Below are 19036 nucleotides of genomic sequence, written 5' to 3'. Positions count from 1 at the left end.
GACGGGTTTACCCCCGGCAATACATGGTTGGAGTCTATATGGGCCAAGTCGGAGATTGGGTGAAAATTTGTTAACACCACCCGCTGAGACAAGGAAGGGGAATCAGTACAGGAACCGGCTTCCCATACAGTCAAATCTTAGCCGTCAATCATGCCCGGTTAAGATCGAATGTCACCACCTGGCGTAAGTCACGAGTGTCTGTCAAAAACATCAATAGACGGTCAAGCCCCAGGGCAACACCGGCACACTCCGGCATCCCTGCCGTCAAGGCATCGAGCAGGTTCTCATCCATGGGTGGCACTGCTTGTCGTGACTGTCGGCGTCGACGATTGTCATCGCTGAAACGCTTGCGTTGCTGATCCGCGTCGGTCAGTTCCTGAAAACCGTTGGCAATCTCTATGCCCCGTATATAGAGTTCAAAACGCTCCGCCACCGTCGGTCGACTACCTCTCACCCTTGCCAGCGCCGCCTGACTGGCGGGATAGTCATATAGGAAAGTCATTCCTGCCTGTCCCAGTTCGGGCTCGATCAGTTGACTCAGGAGCAGGTCAAGCCAACCGTCACACTCATCGATGGCCAGTTGATCCGCACCGGGAATACCCTGTTCGATAGCGCATTGCCTCAATTGATCGCGTTTAGTCGTATGCGGATTCACACCCAGCCGGCGCTCGAAGGCTTCGGCATAGGTCAGTTTTTCAATCTGCAACGGTTGTTGTGTCAGGGTATTCACCAGACTCGCCACCTCATCCATCAATTGGTGATAGTCGAGGCCGGGTCGATACCACTCCAGAAGGGAAAACTCAGGATTATGGCGACGTCCAAGCTCGGCATTGCGAAACACCTTACAGATCTGAAAGATCGGACCACACCCGGCGGCCAACAGCCGTTTCATGGGAAATTCCGGGGAGGTGTGCAGAAACAGGTCACGCCCCTGATCCGCCTCGGGGCCGGTATAGCGGGTGGAGAAACTCTCTATTGCAGGGTCTGTGGCAGCGAAGCGGGAACAGATCGGCGTCTCCACTTCAAGCACACCGATACGATCAAAGAACTGGCGGATCAGGCCCAACATCTCCGCCCTGGCCCGAATAATCTCCACAGAGGCGGAGGGCCGCCAGATATCAGATTGGGCCATTAAACCGATCAATCATCCTTGGCACGTGAGACATACTCGCCATTGCGCGTATCCACCTTGATTGCCTCGCCGATCTGAACAAACAGGGGTACCCGCACCACCGCCCCTGTTTCAAGGGTGGCCGGTTTACCGCCACTGCCAGAGGTATCTCCCTTCAATCCCGGATCGGTGTCGGTAACATTCAAGATCACGAACTTGGGTGGTTCCACGATAATTGGCGTCCCATTCCACAGGGTCACCAGACAGACATCCTGCTCCTTCAGCCATTTGGCGCTCTCCGCCACCGCAGACTGATCGGCGCTCACCTGCTCATAACTCTCGGGATCCATGAAGTGCCAAAATTCACCATCGTTATAGAGATACTGCAGTTCGGTCTCGTGGACATCCGCCCCCTCCACCGACTCACCCGATTTAAAGGTCTTTTCCAGTACCCGTCCGGTCTTTAGATTGCGTATCTTGACCCGGTTGAAGGCCTGACCTTTGCCAGGCTTGACGAATTCGTTTTCAATAATGGAGCAGGGATCACCATCCAGCATGATTTTCAGGCCACCCTTAAACTCATTGGTGCTATAACTAGCCATGACATCCTCACGAAACATATCAATTGCGGCGCACATGATACCTGAGACTGGGTCCCGTGTGCAGGCATCAGCATGGCAAAAGGCCCTTGCCGATGGTTTCAGCGACGTTTCCACTCTGCTCGAATACCTTCAGATCGAAGCGTCGGCAGTCGCCGATCATACCCTGGCCAGCCAACAGTTTGCGCTGCGCGTCCCTCAGGGTTTCGCTGAACTTATGCGTAAGGGGGATCCTCAGGATCCTCTCCTGTTGCAAATCCTACCCACTGCGAATGAAATGGATCCGGCCGCCGGATTCAAATCAGATCCGGTGGGTGATCACAAGGCAGAGCAGAGCCCAGGACTGCTACGGAAGTACCATGGCCGAATCCTGATCATCACAACCGGGGCCTGCGCCGTCCATTGCCGCTACTGCTTCCGTCGCCACTACCCCTACACCAGGGCAACAGCCACCGCCAGTCAGTGGCGCCAGGTGATGGAATATCTCAGGTCCAGTCCCGCTATAGAAGAGGTCATTCTGAGCGGCGGAGATCCCTTGATGGCCAGTGACGACAAACTTGCAGGATGGCTGCAGCAGCTTGAGGCACTGCCTCAGATCAAACGCTTACGCATCCATACCCGGCTGCCCGTGGTGCTGCCCCAGCGCATCACTGAGGAACTGGTTGCGGTTCTGCAGCGTTGCGCCATCAATAAGGTAATGGTCATCCACGCCAACCACCCCAACGAGCTGGCACCCGCAGTGGCCGATGGATTGGAAAAGCTGGCGACCGCGGGAGTCACCCTGCTGAATCAGTCGGTTTTATTGAAAGGCGTGAACGACAGCTGCGACACCCTGGCCAGGCTCAGTTATCGCCTGTTTGAGATCGGTGTCCTGCCCTATTACCTGCACCTGCTCGATCGGGTTGAAGGTGCGGCACATTTCGAGCTGGACGAGAGCGCCATCCGGATACTGCAGCAGCAACTGCTAACCGAGTTGCCAGGATACCTAATGCCGAGAATGGTGCGTGAAATAGCCGGCGTGCCCTTTAAAACACCGCTCCAGGGATGCCCGGATTAGAGGCCGGGATCCGAAACACCCTCACCCAGTTCATCCATCGGCCAGCGGGAGCGGACCGTAAAACGAAGTGCCTCCGACTCGCCAGCCAGCAAGTGCTGGCAACCAGCGTAGGCGATCATGGCCCCATTATCGGTGCAAAACTTGGGACGGGGGTAGTAGGCTGTCCCCGCTTCACCCTCCATCATCGAATCGATACGCTGGCGTAAGCGTTGATTGGCACTGACGCCACCTGCCAGCACCAAACGCTTGATCGCACACTGCCTGACGGCCCTGCGACACTTGATCAACAACGTATCCACCACCGCCTCTTCGAAGGCGCGGGCGATATCCGCCCGGGTCGTATCGGATAGGCTCCCCCCCTCCTGGCGTTCGGCCTGCTGGATGGTATTCAGGGCAAAGGTCTTCAAACCGCTGAAACTGAAGTCGAGACCAGGTCTGTCGGTCATGGGACGGGGAAATTTGTAACGGTCTGGATCCCCCCGTTCAGCCAGCTTGGCCAGCTCCGGTCCCCCCGGATAGGGCAATCCCAGCAGTTTGGCGGTCTTGTCGAAGGCCTCGCCAGCCGCATCGTCCAGGGTATCCCCAAGCAGCCGGTATCGGCCTATGCCTTCCACCTCCACCAGCTGGGTGTGGCCGCCGGATACCAGCATGGCAATGAAGGGAAAAGCCGGCGGATCCGGCTCGAGCATGGGGGCCAGGAGATGCCCCTCCATATGGTGTACGGCTATTGCAGGCACACCCCAGGCCCAGGCCATGCTGCGCCCCACCGAGGCACCCACCAGCAGGGCCCCGACCAGTCCCGGACCGGCGGTGTAGGCCACCCCGTCCAGTGATGATGCCTCGATCCCCGCATCCTGAAACAGTTGCCGGACCAGGGGCAATAACTTGCGCACATGATCCCGGGAGGCCAATTCCGGCACCACACCCCCATATTCGGCGTGCAGTTCGACCTGGCTGTGCAGTGCATGGGCCAACATGCCCTGTTCACTGTCGTAAACGGCCACACCGGTCTCATCACAGGAGGTTTCTATACCTAATACCCGCATATTTGTACCAATTTTTGCTCTAAAATAGCTTCATACCTTTGCAAACCGGGGTGGCTATGAGTAGAATCTCCGCCTTTCGACCGGTTGAGAAGCTTAACAGATCCGAGGAAACAACATCGATGCCTAACGTACGCGTCAAAGAGAACGAACCTTTTGAAGTCGCCATGCGCCGTTTCAAACGCTCCTGTGAGAAGGCCGGGGTACTTGCCGAAGTCCGCCGCCGGGAATTCTATGAAAAGCCCACCTGGGAACGCAAACGCAAGGCGGCCGCTGCCGTTAAGCGCAACCTGAAAAAGGTCTCCCGCGAAAGCCGCCGTTTCGAACGCCAATATTGATCATCCCTCCCTGCACGGCAGGAGTCAGCCCGGATGCTTAAACAACAGATCCTAGATGACGTCAAGGCCGCCATGAAGGCCAAGGATAAGGCGCGTCTCGGTACCTTGCGCCTGATCACCGCCGCGATCAAGCAGCGCGAGGTGGATGAACGCATCGAGCTGGACGATACCCAGGTGCTGGCGATCCTGGAGAAGATGATCAAGCAGCGGCGTGACTCCATCAAACAGTATGAGGATGCCGGCCGTCAGGAGCTGGCGGAGCAGGAAAAGAGCGAGATTGCCATCATCGAGGCCTATATGCCGGAGGGCCTCAGCGATGAAGAGATCACGGCAATGATCGAGCAGGCCATCACCCAGTCCAATGCCGCGGGCATGAAGGACATGGGCAAGGTCATGGGACTGCTCAAACCCCAGATGCAGGGCCGGGCCGATATGGGCAAGGTCAGCGGTCTGGTGAAACAAAAACTGGCCGGCTGACTCACAACCGGTCAATATCGGCTATTCTTGCCCCCATGGCCGCGTCCCTTGAAGGCCAGTAGGAAGACATGGCCGGTAAGATTCCCACACAATTTATTGATGACCTGCTGAACCGCATCGACGTGGTCGACGTGATCAATCGGCGTGTACCGCTTAAAAAGGCAGGCCGTGATTTTCAGGCCCGCTGCCCCTTCCACGACGAAAAGACCCCCTCATTCACCGTCAGCCCGCAAAAACAGTTCTACCACTGCTTCGGCTGTGGCGCCCATGGCTCCGCCATCGGCTTTCTCATGGAGTACGACAACCTGGGTTTTGTCGAGGCGGTGGAAGAGCTGGCCCACTTCGCTGGCCTCGAGGTACCCCGGGAGGCCGGTGCCGCTCAAGGCCCCGACCTGAATCCGCTGTATGCCATGATGGAGGAGACCGCCCGCTTCTACCGCCATCAACTCAAAAACCACGCTGACGCCAGGCAGGCGATTGACTATCTAAAGGCACGCGGCTTGAGTGGAGAGATCGCTGCCATATTCGCTATCGGCTATGCACCTCCAGGCTGGGATAATCTGCTCTCTACCCTGGGCAGGGATAAGCCGGCCATTGCCAGATTGCTGGAGTGTGGTTTGACCCAAGAGGGTGAAGGCAAAGGTTACGATCGATTCCGCAACCGCATCATCTTTCCCATACGGGACCGGCGTGGACGCAGCATTGGCTTCGGCGGCCGCAGCATCGGGGAGGAAAAACCGAAGTACCTGAATTCGCCTGAAACCCTCCTGTTTCACAAAGGTCGGGAACTCTACGGTCTGTACGAGGCGCGTAAGGCGAGCACCAAGATCGCAAGACTCCTGGTAGTGGAGGGTTACATGGATGTGGTGGCACTGGCCCAACACGGCATCCTGAATGCCGTCGCCACACTCGGTACAGCCACCACACAGGACCATCTGGAACTGATCTTTCGCACCTGTCCAGAGGTCGTGTTCTGCTTTGACGGTGATCGTGCCGGACGAGATGCTGCCTGGAAAGCGCTGTTGACCGGCCTTCCCCTGATGCGTGATGGACGAGAGGTCAAATTCCTGTTTCTACCCCAAGGAGAGGATCCTGATACCCAGATACGCAAAGAGGGTTCCAGCGCCTTCAGCCAACGTATCGAGCAGGCACAGCCCTTGTCTAAATTTCTCTTCCAACATCTCACCGACCAGGTGCAGATGGAGAGTATCGATGGACGCGCAAAGCTTGCGCAACTTGCCTCCCCCCTGTTGGAAAAACTCCCATCCGGTGTATTTCGCCGGATGATGTTTCAACATCTTGAGGAGTTGGTGGGGCTCAAGGGTGGCCACCTCGACAAGGGCGGTCAACAAACTAGCCAGGCTGTTCACCGCCGGGGTATGGGTCATTCAGAGAAACAACAACGACCGACTCCGATTCGTATGGCTATTGCATTATTGCTCGACAGCCCCCATCTATTTGCCATCGCGGAGAGTGTTGAAAATGAATGGCAAAACTGGGATGCACCCGGCATAAGCATACTTAAACAGTTACTTGAAATAATCCGCTCTCAACCTACGCTTAACAAAGCAGCCTTATTGGAACGCTGGCGGGATACGGAGCACTTCAATCACCTGAATAAACTGGCCAACTATAGATTTGACCTGCCGGACATGGATCAGGAGGCAGAATTGCGTGACGCACTCCTCAAATTGAATGCGCAGTATCGGAAGAACTCCCGGCCGCAACCGGGGAATCTACGCCCCAGTGAACTGTCTGATGACCAGCTGAATGAGCTGAAACGCCGCTATCCGGGCACCCTCAGCCAAGATGAGCAATAGAGCCGGGGGTCTTCAAAATAGGGCTGGTAGCTAGCATAACTATATGAAAGTGTGCTAATATGGTGAGTTCAGTCTCAGCGTTGTGCACCTCGTCTGACTACAAGGTAAAAGATGAACCAGGAACAGCAGCAATCTCAACTAAAGCAACTGATTGCAAAAGGTAAGGAACAGGGATTCCTCACCTACGCGGAAGTTAATGATCACCTTCCTGAGGGCATAGTAGAGCCTGAACAGATCGAGGATATCGTCCGCATGATCAACGACATGGGCATCACAGTCCATGAATCGGCACCTGATCTGGAAGACAACACCCTGAGTGACTCGGTGGCCTCCGCCGATGAAGACGCCGCCGAGGCTGCGGCTGCGGCCCTGGCCAGTGTTGACAGTGAATTCGGCCGCACCACCGACCCGGTACGCATGTACATGCGTGAAATGGGCACCGTCGAGCTGCTGACCCGCGAAGGTGAGCTGCGCATCGCCAAGCGCATTGAGGAGGGCCTGCATCAGGTCTCTGCCGCATTGTCCACCTTCCCTACCACTGTCGATCTGTTGTGCACCCTGCTTGAGAGGATCGAGCCAGGTGAATCACGTCTTGCCGACATCACCAGCGGTTTCATCGACCCCAACGAACCCGATGAGATCCCCACGCCGGTGCAACCTCAAGATGCCGCGAAAAGCGACAACAATGGCGATGACAGCGATGACGATGATGACGAGCCGGAAAACACTGGCCCCGACCCGGAAGAGGTGGCGGCAAAGGGGAAAGAGCTGCGCAAACGCTTTAACGCGCTGTGCAACTCACTCAAGAAACAGGGCCGCTCCAGCACCAAGTCGCAAAAGACCCAGGAAGCGGTTTCTGAGGCATTTCTCGAATTCAAGCTGGTACCCCTCACATTCAATCTGCTTGTCTCGACCCTGAGGGATACGATTGAGCGCATCCGCAACCAGGAGCGCATCATCATGAACCTTTGTGTCGACAAGGCGCGTATGCCACGCAAAGAGTTTATCGCCTCCTTTCCGGACAATGAGACCAACCTCGATTGGATCATCAACCAGATCGATAAAGGCAAACCCCATTCGGAAGCCCTCAAAGAGCATGCAGATGAGATCATCCGCGCGCAAAAGCGCCTGGTGAGCATCGAGAACGACTGCCTGTTGACCATCGGTGAAATCAAAGAGACCAACCGCAAGATGTCCATTGGCGAGGCCAAGGCACGCCGCGCCAAGAAGGAGATGGTGGAGGCCAACCTGCGCCTGGTCATCTCGATTGCGAAAAAGTACACCAACCGCGGCCTGCAGTTTCTCGACCTTATTCAGGAAGGTAATATCGGCCTGATGAAGGCAGTGGACAAATTCGAATACCGTCGCGGTTACAAATTCTCGACCTATGCGACCTGGTGGATTCGTCAGGCCATCACCCGCTCTATCGCCGATCAGGCACGTACCATCCGTATCCCGGTACATATGATCGAGACCATCAACAAACTGAATCGCATCTCCAGGCAGATGATTCAGGAGATGGGCCGCGAGGCCACACCGGAAGAGCTGGCTGAACGTATGGACATGCCGGAAGACAAGATCCGCAAGGTACTTAAGATCGCCAAAGAGCCGATCTCCATGGAGACACCCATCGGCGATGACGAGGATTCCCACCTGGGCGATTTCATCGAGGACTCCGGTGTGGTCTCCCCCATCGAGTCCGCCACCGCGGAAGGCCTAGGTGAAGCGACACAAAACATGCTGGCCGGCCTTACCAGCCGGGAAGCGAAAGTATTGCGTATGCGCTTCGGTATCGACATGAATACCGATCACACCCTGGAAGAGGTCGGCAAGCAGTTCGATGTCACCCGAGAGCGTATCCGTCAGATCGAAGCCAAGGCGTTGCGCAAACTGCGCCACCCTTCCCGCTCGGATCGCCTCCGCAGCTTCCTCGACAGCGATTGATTACGAGGTCCCAGCGCAAAAACGCAAAAATTGCCGTTATTGCGCCGGGATCTGCTACAATCCCGCCGATTCCGGGCCCATAGCTCAGTTGGTTAGAGCAGGGGACTCATAATCCCTTGGTCCTAGGTTCGAGTCCTAGTGGGCCCACCAATATTTTCAATATGTTAGCATCTTAACGAACAAGGTGAGGAATGGCATGTAGACACAATGTAGACATATAAAACACCCTCACTACGACATTCATTCTTCCCCCAAACACCCTGCTTTTAATCCTGCAACCCGCATTAAAAAATTCAACAGCAGCAAATATCCCCGCAGTCGTCAAATGATGTCTCCCAGGTAATCGCCCTAAAATACCCTCATTTAGATATAATGCGAACAATTATCCTTTTGCTCTTCAGTGCTCAAAGTCTTAGACTTTTCGCTTGTAACGAAAATAATCTTTAATTTTGGAATGATGTTCAGGGAAAACTTATGTAACTTTCTCTCATCAACAGGCAAATAGATAAACCAATAGGGAAAATATAATGCCACGCGAACAGCGTCTTTCTCTTTCTGCAATAAATCTTTGTCTTCACCCTCATAATCCTGAAAAGTACATACAACTAATTCAGCTTGCAGCCAAATCAAAACAAATACTTCCTATTCGTGGAACTTCTCATGGTCTATTGAATGGCGCATACGCCATCAAGAGCGGTAAACCTGAAGAGGGAATAGAGGGTGAAATCTCAAAATTCACTCAAATCGACCTAAATTCACCATGGCTTAACACAAAAACAAGTAAAGAGGCTAACGAGCATGATGTTGAAAAAATCAGCATCCCTGAAAACCTAAAACCTAATTACCAGAGGTTTAACTATGTTTTTTTTCCGAAAAAACACAAATTTGTATTTCAAACATACTCCTCAGGAAACCGCACCCTGTCCCCCAGTTTTGTTCGGAAATTTCTAGATTCATTGTTTTCCATTGAAGCAATTAAAACAAAGTTTGGAGTTGTTGATTTAACCATTGTTCCAGAAACTGACTCACTAGAAAAGATCTGGAAAATCCCACAAATTGACAAACTCACTCTAACGATCAACCGCCCCAATCCTGACGATTTTCATGACGAAGAAATCGAGTTTTTAGAAGAGATGAACATCCAGCATATAAGAGAGATCAAGCAAGAGTACAGAGCCATCGATGGCCAAACAATTACTCCAAACACAAAGACCAAGACCTTAGCAGAAATTGCAGCCAATAACGGCAATGTATATGCAAAAGGCAAAGATCAAATGGGTAAACCTATAAAAGAGTCGACTAAACAACACCCACGTGAAGACACTTATTATTTTGACCCTAATGATACTCAAGAAGCTTATGCAATCAGAGAATACGCAAAATATTTTTTGTGAAATTTAATGCACATATTTTCAAGGTATAGAGGTGTAGGTGAAGTAATATCAAGATATTGGTACGCCTATGGCGGTTGGAAAGAAGTTCTAGTATCCCCTTATTTCCATCTGGCACTTGTTATCAACATACTGACTATATCACAATGGACAGGTGACAATTGGCATAGCCCCATTATAAATATAATGCCTAGTTTATTAGGTTTTTCTCTTGGTGGTTATGCTATTTTACTTAGTTTCGGAAATGACCAGTTTTTGGAGAGACTAACGAAACCGAGTAAAAACTATCTAAAAAATAAACCTAAAGACATTTTTAAAATGGACTCAATATATATAAAGGTTAATGCTTCCTTTGTGCACTTTATAGTCTTGCAAATGATCGCTTTGTTATTAGCCCTAATATATCAATCAGGGGCATTCTCTCATCTAGCATTAGACAGCAAAAACATGTTCCTGACTTATTGGCCAGACTATCCTGCATTTTTAGATACTGTAAAACACTCTTATTCATTCACCACATATCTAATTTTTATATATGCTTTACTAAGCGCAATTTCTCTCACATTCAACATTTTCAGAATGGCTGGATGGTTTAATTTAATTCAGTTAAAAAAGCACTCGAAATCACCACATTACATGAGAGATAAGCTATTAGCTAGAAAGTCCAACAGTCAGATACTTTAGCATAAGTAAGGGACAGATCTCCTTGATTTCAGACGGCAATTGGGACACCCTAAACCTCCCCCGTTTTAGTGGACACTAGAATTAAACAACTGATGAGGTGTCAAATGCCCAGAAGGAAACGATGGGAAGATTCAAAAATTGAAGCTGGATACGGTGAAGTGAAACTGCTCTCGTGGAGGTATTTTTTTGATTTTGTTCATCAGGAAATGTTGGACTATCAAACATATGTTTGGCGAGGCCACAGAAATGACGACTGGTTATTAGAGTCGACATTAGACAGACTGGTTAAAAAAGCAAAGGTACCTAGAACGAAGAGGTACGATTTTCGGAATAATCATTTAGAACAGTTCAAATACGCGGCCAGGGGAAGACGAGGTGCCACTCCGCCCCTACTAGAAAACGAGAATGATTGGTGGGCTCTTGGGCAGCATTATGGGCTTGCTACCCCCCTATTAGACTGGACTTCTTCTCCCTTTGTTGCTGCGTACTTTGCATTTATTGGTCAAGGCGAAAGTCAAACAAGACATCGATCCATATATGCGCTCCACAAACCTACAATAGAATATAAAGTAAACACACTTATTCAGGAAGAAAAACGAAGACGCTGGGAAGAAAAGAAATTAATAAGTGAAGGGAAAAAGACTGTGGGTTTGTTAAACACAGCACTACTTGATAGCCCAATTAGGCCAGAAATTGAGTTTATCCGGCCAATGTCAGATGAAAACCAGCGTCTAGTAAATCAAGGCGGATTATTTACAAGATCTCCAGATGATGAAGATCTTACAAAGTGGGTTCAAAAGAATTATCCTGAAGAAACAAAGGGGTATAATCTTATGAAGATTTTGATACCTAACAAAGACAGGGAAAGCTGCCTGAAGGGATTAAATAGAATGAATATAAATCATCTGACACTATTTCCGGACCTATACGGCGCCACTAAGTTTTGTAATTTGCATGCTGAAATTAAGCAATATTAAAGTCAGAAGAGGGCACCCGTTAAGTGGTACACATATACTAGGCTAGTCATTGTTTATGGATCTATAATTGGATAATTTAAATCAGCTAATATTGTTTTAAGACCTATTTCATTTAACTGATTACCAATTTTTTGTTGAAGAATTCTCATTACATACTCAATCGCAGCACTACAGTCATTTGCTGTGGTTTTTATTAGTCTATCATCTCCTAATTTAGTATGAATAATAGAATTTCTTTTTATTCTGAGTTCGTTGAGTGTTTTCATTTCATTATCGTCTATCAGTTCAAGCAACTCCAATAAATCTATCCTTTTTTGAATTGAATTGCTTCTTAAATAAGTATCCTTTCTATTACTATTAAATCTTTTACGTCCATTGTCATATTCACAATTTATCGAATCAATATGATCTAACATTTTATCAGTAATAATATTCTCAATCGCGCTCCAACTAAATATCAATGAATTCGCATAACAACCCTTGTGATATTCAACAATACTCTTAGTCAAAAGTTGCATATATTCAATGGCCCATGGATACCTCAAACATTCCTCGAAAATCTTACAAGCAAGATTCAATGTAGATATGGAAAGCGACATGCCATTCCATTTATGAATATCAGTATCATCTACAAATTTCTTTACTGCAAGATTCTCAGTATTACCACCCCCCCCTTTAATATACCCATCATCTGAAATATAAACCCTCACCACATTAGAAATAGATAGTTCAGATATACCCAGTGATACTTTATGCTCCTGTATAGCACATATATCTAAAACAAATAAATAAGCATTTAGATAACTGTAATAGATTCCCCACCATTCCATAATTTCTTCTATAGGATCAAGCCGCATCATTGGTGATTGATTCTCTAGGTAAGATACATTGAGTGCAAGCATTCCATCCTTCGCTACATATAATTCAAATTTTTCCGATTTATAATTATATACAACTTTATGTCTATAGTTTGGCGATTCAATTTCTTGTGATGTGCTGTTACACATTGAAATAACACTAATTGTCCTTCTCGAATAAAAACCACAGCACCTTACATTACTCTCTTCATATCTATATGCAGGTCTGAATGCTTTTCTGAGATGCAGCCTTTCTTCCTTCGACATATTTGCTACCTCATAGTAATACCCCTCACGAGATTGATCCCTTCTATATAATGATGGACCTTTTGATATCTCTGTACTTTGCACCATAGAATTTACTAAAACCACTGATCCATTAACCCTTACTGCCATATCTTTTAGATATTGAGGCGGTTTACCATCAGGCACATCAATTGCTGATCCTGGTATTAAATAATCATCTTTCAATACAGAAAATATCATACAAAATCTCACTAAAACTTATACTGTAGTTCCACTTACTAATTCACATTAATTATGTTGCTAGCATTTACTGGCTTTCGGAATAGTTAAATAGCAATCGCTTTTCTAGAAATTGAATTCATGTATAAATAACACTTAATCACTACATTTCCTCCATTATTTGCAATATTAAATTATATCTCAGCGTACAGTTATTGACAGAACTCCAAGTGGTTACCGCTCTGATAGGACTGGATTTCAAAATTTGACCCACATGATGAATCAAATCCTACAGGCTCTACTCTCCAAATATGGGTCCGTGTTTGAATTGCCACATCACCTACCTGCACACCAAACACGACCTCCCCTATGGGTTCACCGTAGCTATTAGGTCGGTCAGACCAAGCCTTGGCCAAGGTTATCGGCCGATCCTCACGCGAACAATTCATTCCACCCATAACCTCGATGAAGACCTCCCACTTGCCTTGATCCGCTGCCTGTCTCGCCGCGTCAATCTCGGAATTGGAGACCTGATCCCGTAACAGGCGCAATTCTCGCCAGACTGAAACCGGCGGACCACCAAAAAACTGAAATTGCCTTATTCCCCAGGTTGTAGACCAGGCCTTGACCCGTTCAGCGGCTTTAGGGGCCTCCAGGCCTGATTCATCGGCATCGATCCCAAATCCGTCCACATTCTTGGAGATGTACTTGGCTACATACCCAATTGCCGTTCCTTTTGTCGGATCAATTTTATCCACTTTGAACCGGCGTTGCTGCGCACCTGGCTCATCGGGGGAATCCTGCAGTGCATAGTGCCGCAGAACGGATATCATGGCTTCGGCCTGATTAGGCAGCACAAAGACCAGAATATGCCAATGTGGTGTGCCGTCATGGTGGGGTTCCGCAATCCTGATACCAAACATGTCAATCCCCTGCCGAGCCATGGCCGCGCGGGTCCTACTCCAGACCCGGTTCAGATATGCCTGCCCATCACTCGGTCGACTACCATCGTACTGGGGATTGGGGTCCCCGCTCTTACCATAACGGGCATGAAACCGAGAGGGGCAGGTTAAGGTTAAAAAAAGCGCCTCGTAACCTTTCTGCTTGGCATAGGTCTCACTCCCAGCTATTCGGGCCATCAACTCATTACGGCGCAATACAGGATTGGAGAGGGAGCCGTCAATCACTTCCTGTAAATTGAAGGCCTCCCCTAATTCATTGACCACTTGCAGGGTCTCCATCAGATTACGATTCCGTCGCTGCCGCTCCCGTCTCCTCAGCAGATTTTCATTGCTGACATAGAGCTCACTCTTTTTGTGAACCAGGCCTATCTCAATGGCTGCCGATTCGATGGCCCTGGTCTCGGCCCGCTTGAGCCGCCTACGCCACCAGCGCTCATCGCACATACGACGGTTGGCCCCCTCCAGACCGCTCTTGGCTGAGGGCTCGGCGGGCACAATGCCACTCTCCTCAGCATAACCACAAAGACACCGATATCGGGCTTCTGCTGTTTCATGCCGCGCACTGAGCCAGCGGGCATTTCCGGCCTTGAGCTTGGCGATACGTCGCAGGTCGTCGGCATCCTCGCTCAGCATCACCCCCTTGGGACAAAGCTCATGTGCGGCTTTTCGTAGCCGGGTATTCGCTCGAAATCGGCCATTGGGTTTTGGCCAGTCTTCTTCATAAAGATCTGCGAGTTGGCCTGCAAACCGGTCCGGGATGCGCGGCAGGATGTCATGTCGCCATTTTCTTTCTGATCCACAGCCCCCCGATAACGGCCACAGGCGCTTTTCAGCCAGAGTGACAAAGTCAGGTATTGGAGGCGCAAGCCAAGTATCTGTGTGATTGATCATGAGAGACACCCCACCAGATCTAGGCAATCAAGCTTGATTTCCTTATTAAGGAAGTAAGGCCTTATTAGGGATGTTCCATTATTAGGGAAATCGTTATTTATACAAGCGGCTCCTTTTAAGGAAACTCCGCCCTGCGCATCCCTTATTAGGGCGTCCCCCTTAAAAGGACCTCCCTTATAATATAAGGACTCCTCACATAAGGTTACGGCTTCACGAGTAGCTCCCTTGTTGAAATAAGTGGCTCCGGTTTTGTGATTGTCAGTGGCTATCATGGCTAGTCACCTGTATCACTGGTGGATTGACGTAATTGTGAATTGATATAGGCGTTGAGGTCATCTGCTCGATAACGAACAGCTCTCGCACCAATCTTCACAAAGGGGATGCGCGCGCCGGCCCAGCGGTCACGCTCAAGAAAAGCTTTACTTACATTGAGATATTTTGCAGCAGCTTTGGTATCAAGTAGTTCAGTTTGCATTTGATTTCTCCTGTATTTGATTACATGAGAGAAAGCCTATGCAGGGATCTACTGAGTTGGAATGCGCCAACTTACTTGGTGTATACGTTAAGCCTCTTGACGTATACGTGAAGCAACTTCAGAACCACCCTGACTAGCTGTGTGTATAGTCAGTTGATGCCAAGCACCACTTTTCACTCTTCTTCTTACATAACGCTTGTATTGGTTAGGGGGAAGAGGATCCTTTGATCTATGACGGTGGGCGTTACAGTATGCGCAAGCAGCAACAATGTTTGTTTTGCTCGCTTGTCCCCCAGTAGCATGAGCCACAAGGTGCTCGCCGGTTGACTTCAACAGGTTTGTCTGCTTTTGGGATAGATTGTAGGTTTTGGCAAATTTTTCACACCCAACTTCCCAGATGGGAGATGCGCAATAATAGCATTTGCCTGCTTGCGTGCGATAAGCCTGCTTACGAAAACGCTTCAGTGATTTTCTACGAATAGACATAATGACTCCTTGGTTGCCGTGATGTCCCGCCTCCCGAAGGGATGGCAAGGACACAGCCTGGAGTCACTCCTGGGCCCACTCAGTTGTGAAAACAACTCAGCGACTGATTGCTTTTTCAATCAATAGATAAACAATAAATCCAAAGCCTAAAAGAATCAAGACCATGAAATAGACATTTAGGAAATAATGGATTAAGTCCTCAAACTACGATCAACCGCTGATCTTGGTTGCCATTTCTTTTTTATGTTTACCAATCCAGCTAGCCAATCTCAAGATTGGATCTTCTGTACTTAGGGTAGTGTCCACTTCATCCTGCAGTGCAGAATAAATACGCTTGGCGGCATCTCGGTTTGATCTACTCTGCAGATTATTATCCAGATAATAATTGATGACCTTTTCCTTGAGTGCTTCAAATTTTGCCACACGCGTGCGTCCACCTTTCCTACCACGCTCCTTCACATCGGCCTGTTGCTTCTTAGCATACCGATCCAGCTCGTCATAGCATTCAGCGGCACAAACCGCCTCCATACACTCCAACGGCCATTCGAGGTTGCTGAATCGGTACGTTTCACTGTCTTGTTTGTCTGGTTCCAGGAAATTGGCTGGATTAAGTGCTTCTAGGACGTAGGCAATAGCGAGAATGGCAAAATAGTCAGACCAGGTCGCATTAGGAAAGTGTTTCTGCTCCGTGATATCAAACTCCTCCCTGTAAGCTTTAAGCGCCTTGACCCGGCTGGTAAAGCTGAACCCCATGGACTCAGTCTCTGCCATAGTCTTTTTGAAAAGCGGCATACTCCCTTCACGCAGCATCCAGTCAAGGGAATCCAGGGCATGGGCAATCTCTTGTCGCGTGCGCCCTTCCAGCAACACCCTAGCCCTGCTCAGCTGATCTCCAAAAGAGAACAGAAGATTATCATCCAATACATCCTGTAGCGGATCAAAGGTTTCATCATATTCATACAAATAGTAATCCATGATTAACTTTCTCTATGTACTCAGGACAATCGACAATCGGGGACACACAATAAATTCACTATCCAACATACGGTTACGACTCATTTTCAACAGGTTTACGTACCTCGCTATATCGCATGTAAGACAGATTACCTCTAGTGACCAGCTGTTTTTCATCAACCAGTTTTCTAATTCTTTGTGAATAGTAAATATCAGGTATCCCACTGATTCTACTGGGTATATCAAGCATTGTTCTTGCTACAACCATAGCCACCTTGCGCCATTTATCATTGGTATTCGATAACAGTGCCATATCAATCTCATGTACTTCCTCCACGGTCAGCCTTTCCACTAATTGTTCTTGTTCAGGTGTTAGTTTTCCATCTGGTTCCATATCCATATTACGCTGCCTCTAAGGTTTTAACCTCTCGGTTCACATGTAATATCTTTATCTAGTTTCCCTGACCAAGTTCTTATTTTAATCCGATTTGCATACGGATGCTCTTCGTTGCTTGTTGGCACGTCGCTATAGTCAAGCAACATTGAGCCACACCATTCCTCGTCTCGCCAATAACTGATAACTGCAGAATTATCGGAGATAATCTGATCTATCAGTGTTTTTGCATCGCCACCATCATTATTCTCAAGATCATAGAAATGCCCGTGATATGAATCGAATGAAACGGTTATTTCATCTCCGTATGTATAAATCCTCAATGGTGCCGTTACGTTTTTCGAGGGTGGTGTGATTTCCAATTTGAAATACGTTTCTCCATTGTATTCTTCCGTATCCGCAACATCCTTCCACACTGGGTACATATCGAGTATCTGAGCTGCCATTTCCTTTGAATACTGGCTCATTTCTTTTTCCATATAGAAATCCTCACACTATCCTTAATTTACATGCCCTTTCATGGTAATTGGCACGATATTACTCGTTGATGCGTATCCCGCAGCGAGCAGAATGGCCTGGGTGATCTTCTCCATGGCCGGCCGCAACCGCTCAGGATCCATGACGATATACCCCGCCGTCACGTCATTCGGCATCTTGTGGTTGACCAGGTGCTTGATGGCGTACTGGGAGAGCTCCAGGCTCTCCGCCACGGTGATAAAGGTCCGCCGCAGGTCATGGAGGGTAAATGCAACCCCAGACCACTCAGCGACCTTAAACAGCTGCTTGCGGGGCTCGATGATCCGCCCCCCGCTGCTGCCGGGGAAGACATAACTGCTCTCATGCCGCTCTTTCCGGCGCTTGAGCAGCTCAAAAAGGTAGTCGGAGAGGGGCAGGATGAGGGGTTCCCGGTTCTTGGTGTCATGAATGATCAACGTCCGATCCACGAAATCCACATCGTCCCATTGCAGATTCATCCCCTCGGAGCGGCGTAATCCGGTGAAAAGGAGCAGCATCAGGTAGTCGGCAATGGTTTCGGAGGTGCCCCTCCCCTCCCCCCGCAGCCGCTCCACGGCCTCGAACCAGGCCGGGAGCTCGGATCGCTTGACCAAGGTGCGGCGGCGCTCCACCCGATACCAGGCTTTGACGTGAGAAAGGCGATCCACCGGGTTTTCCGGGAAGAAGGAGCGGCCCTGGCTGTCCTCGTACTGGCCTTGGGCAAAATTGAAAATGGCTTTGAGGAGACGCATGGCGTTATTCGCCCGGGCCTGGGAGCGCTTGCCGTAGTCCCGGTGGCGTTTTTGCACCCTGTCCTTGGTGATGTTGCGCAGCTCCTGATCCTGCCAGTCCTTGAAAACCTCCTTCATCAGACGGCGGTAGTCTTGGACCGTGCTCGCCTTCAGGCCGGAGCGGACCTTGAGATAGAGCTCGAAGACCTCCCCCAGGGTGACCGATTGGATTTCCTCGTCCTGCTGCTCCGAGATGGGATCCTCGCCGCTGGCGACCTGGCCGAGAAATTTTATGGCCTGCTTGCGGGCCTTCTCGGCGGTCATTTCACTGAACCGGCCCAGGGTCTTGCGCTTGACCTTGCGATTGATGCGTTTTTCGACCACGAAGCTCTTGGCACCCCCGGCGGTGACCCGCAGGGCAAAACCCTTGAGCTGTTCATCCCGGTAGAAGACCTGGCCGGTGGCCGGGATGGGGGCCTGCTCGACAGCCGTTTTGGTGATTTTCATGGTGTCCCTTTTTAATCCCTTGGTCCGTCGTGTAGACACTATGTAGACACTTTGGGTCAAATTTACGCCGATCTATTCAAAGACCATGGGACAGAGTAAATCGCATAAGTGATGAAAAGTAAAGGGAATTAAAAGAGCCTCAAAGAAATGTAGACAAGTTCAAAAAGGGGACCAATAAAGCTCATAATCCCTTGGTCCTAGGTTCGAGTCCTAGTGGGCCCACCAAATAGATTCAATGACTTACGACAACTTATCAATTTCTCTTCGATAGCGTGACCCATTCGCGAAGCCATTCCCTTTATTTATACACCCACTTACCATCAATCTTCCCTACAATCAGAAGCTTACTCAGACACCGGTCTGTATAATTTAGAGAAA

Annotated in this window: 19 protein-coding genes and 1 tRNA gene; 9 read left to right on the top strand and 11 right to left on the bottom strand. The window is 49.5% G+C overall.

Annotation, left to right across the window (positions count from 1 at the left end; all coding sequences use genetic code 11):
• Nucleotides 1-148: 148 nt before the first annotated feature.
• Both epmA and efp read right to left on the bottom strand, forming a co-directional pair.
• Complete coding sequence (gene epmA, locus R2K28_RS05175; RefSeq protein WP_316368303.1) at nucleotides 149-1132, bottom strand: EF-P lysine aminoacylase EpmA; 984 nt, start codon at nucleotides 1130-1132, stop codon at nucleotides 149-151.
• An 8-nt stretch (nucleotides 1133-1140) separates the two neighbouring features.
• Entirely contained in the window at nucleotides 1141-1713 is a 573-nt protein-coding gene (gene efp / locus R2K28_RS05170; protein WP_116445031.1) for an elongation factor P, read from the bottom strand.
• 34 nt (nucleotides 1714-1747) lie between these two features.
• On the opposite strand from efp, the gene epmB reads away from it, so the two are divergent.
• Entirely contained in the window at nucleotides 1748-2767 is a 1020-nt protein-coding gene (epmB, locus tag R2K28_RS05165) for an EF-P beta-lysylation protein EpmB (protein WP_316368302.1), read from the top strand.
• On the opposite strand, the gene tsaD is transcribed toward epmB, so the two are convergent.
• Nucleotides 2764-3813 (bottom strand): tRNA (adenosine(37)-N6)-threonylcarbamoyltransferase complex transferase subunit TsaD, encoded by a 1050-nt coding sequence (gene tsaD / locus R2K28_RS05160; RefSeq protein ID WP_316368301.1) that lies wholly within the window; start codon nucleotides 3811-3813, stop codon nucleotides 2764-2766. The two genes, epmB and tsaD, sit on opposite strands and share 4 nt — an antisense overlap.
• Before the next feature lie 119 nt (nucleotides 3814-3932).
• On the opposite strand from tsaD, the gene rpsU reads away from it, so the two are divergent.
• The 8 genes from rpsU to R2K28_RS05120 all read left to right on the top strand — a co-directional run bounded on the left by rpsU (nucleotide 3933) and on the right by R2K28_RS05120 (nucleotide 11441).
• The gene (rpsU, locus tag R2K28_RS05155; RefSeq protein ID WP_069120837.1) at nucleotides 3933-4148 is read left to right on the top strand and encodes a 30S ribosomal protein S21; all 216 of its coding nucleotides are present in this window, start codon (nucleotides 3933-3935) and stop codon (nucleotides 4146-4148) included.
• 33 nt (nucleotides 4149-4181) lie between these two features.
• Nucleotides 4182-4625 (top strand): GatB/YqeY domain-containing protein, encoded by a 444-nt coding sequence (locus R2K28_RS05150; protein ID WP_116445028.1) that lies wholly within the window; start codon nucleotides 4182-4184, stop codon nucleotides 4623-4625.
• A gap of 68 nt (nucleotides 4626-4693) precedes the next feature.
• Complete coding sequence (gene dnaG / locus R2K28_RS05145; protein WP_316368300.1) at nucleotides 4694-6445, top strand: DNA primase; 1752 nt, start codon at nucleotides 4694-4696, stop codon at nucleotides 6443-6445.
• A 111-nt stretch (nucleotides 6446-6556) separates the two neighbouring features.
• Nucleotides 6557-8389, top strand: a complete 1833-nt coding sequence (rpoD, locus tag R2K28_RS05140; RefSeq protein WP_316368299.1) for an RNA polymerase sigma factor RpoD — start codon at nucleotides 6557-6559, stop codon at nucleotides 8387-8389.
• 73 nt (nucleotides 8390-8462) lie between these two features.
• Nucleotides 8463-8539: transfer RNA gene (locus R2K28_RS05135), tRNA-Ile, on the top strand.
• 377 nt (nucleotides 8540-8916) lie between these two features.
• Nucleotides 8917-9783 (top strand): DUF4747 family protein, encoded by an 867-nt coding sequence (locus tag R2K28_RS05130; protein WP_316368298.1) that lies wholly within the window; start codon nucleotides 8917-8919, stop codon nucleotides 9781-9783.
• 6 nt (nucleotides 9784-9789) lie between these two features.
• Entirely contained in the window at nucleotides 9790-10464 is a 675-nt protein-coding gene (locus tag R2K28_RS05125) for a hypothetical protein (protein ID WP_316368297.1), read from the top strand.
• 104 nt (nucleotides 10465-10568) lie between these two features.
• Complete coding sequence (locus tag R2K28_RS05120; protein ID WP_316368296.1) at nucleotides 10569-11441, top strand: FRG domain-containing protein; 873 nt, start codon at nucleotides 10569-10571, stop codon at nucleotides 11439-11441.
• 53 nt (nucleotides 11442-11494) lie between these two features.
• Here R2K28_RS05120 and R2K28_RS05115 read toward each other — a convergent pair whose 3' ends face one another.
• From R2K28_RS05115 to R2K28_RS05085, 8 genes are all read right to left on the bottom strand, one after another.
• Nucleotides 11495-12784 carry a hypothetical protein gene (locus R2K28_RS05115; RefSeq protein ID WP_316368295.1) on the bottom strand — a complete coding sequence of 430 codons (1290 nt, stop codon included), beginning with the start codon at nucleotides 12782-12784 and terminating at the stop codon, nucleotides 11495-11497.
• A gap of 191 nt (nucleotides 12785-12975) precedes the next feature.
• Entirely contained in the window at nucleotides 12976-14616 is a 1641-nt protein-coding gene (locus R2K28_RS05110; RefSeq protein WP_316368293.1) for a replication endonuclease, read from the bottom strand.
• Between the two features lie 274 nt (nucleotides 14617-14890).
• Nucleotides 14891-15091, bottom strand: a complete 201-nt coding sequence (locus R2K28_RS05105; RefSeq protein WP_316368292.1) for a helix-turn-helix transcriptional regulator — start codon at nucleotides 15089-15091, stop codon at nucleotides 14891-14893.
• A gap of 87 nt (nucleotides 15092-15178) precedes the next feature.
• Entirely contained in the window at nucleotides 15179-15577 is a 399-nt protein-coding gene (locus R2K28_RS20410; protein WP_442871425.1) for an HNH endonuclease, read from the bottom strand.
• A gap of 210 nt (nucleotides 15578-15787) precedes the next feature.
• A complete protein-coding gene (locus R2K28_RS05100; RefSeq protein WP_316368291.1) occupies nucleotides 15788-16552 on the bottom strand; it encodes a hypothetical protein in 765 nt (254 codons plus the stop codon).
• A 73-nt stretch (nucleotides 16553-16625) separates the two neighbouring features.
• On the bottom strand, nucleotides 16626-16931 hold the full coding sequence (locus R2K28_RS05095) for a DUF3658 domain-containing protein (RefSeq protein ID WP_316368290.1): 306 nt from the start codon (nucleotides 16929-16931) through the stop codon (nucleotides 16626-16628).
• A gap of 20 nt (nucleotides 16932-16951) precedes the next feature.
• Nucleotides 16952-17404, bottom strand: coding sequence for a hypothetical protein (locus R2K28_RS05090; RefSeq protein ID WP_316368289.1), 453 nt, complete (start codon nucleotides 17402-17404; stop codon nucleotides 16952-16954).
• A 21-nt stretch (nucleotides 17405-17425) separates the two neighbouring features.
• Nucleotides 17426-18658, bottom strand: coding sequence for a tyrosine-type recombinase/integrase (locus tag R2K28_RS05085; protein WP_316368288.1), 1233 nt, complete (start codon nucleotides 18656-18658; stop codon nucleotides 17426-17428).
• Nucleotides 18659-19036 lie beyond the last annotated feature (378 nt).

The sequence above is a fragment of the Candidatus Thiodiazotropha sp. CDECU1 genome (assembly GCF_963455295.1).
In the GTDB taxonomy this organism is placed as follows: Bacteria; Pseudomonadota; Gammaproteobacteria; order Chromatiales; family Chromatiaceae; genus Thiodiazotropha.
Note: the sequence above shows the minus strand (reverse complement) of the source record. Positions and strands in the feature narration are given on the sequence as shown.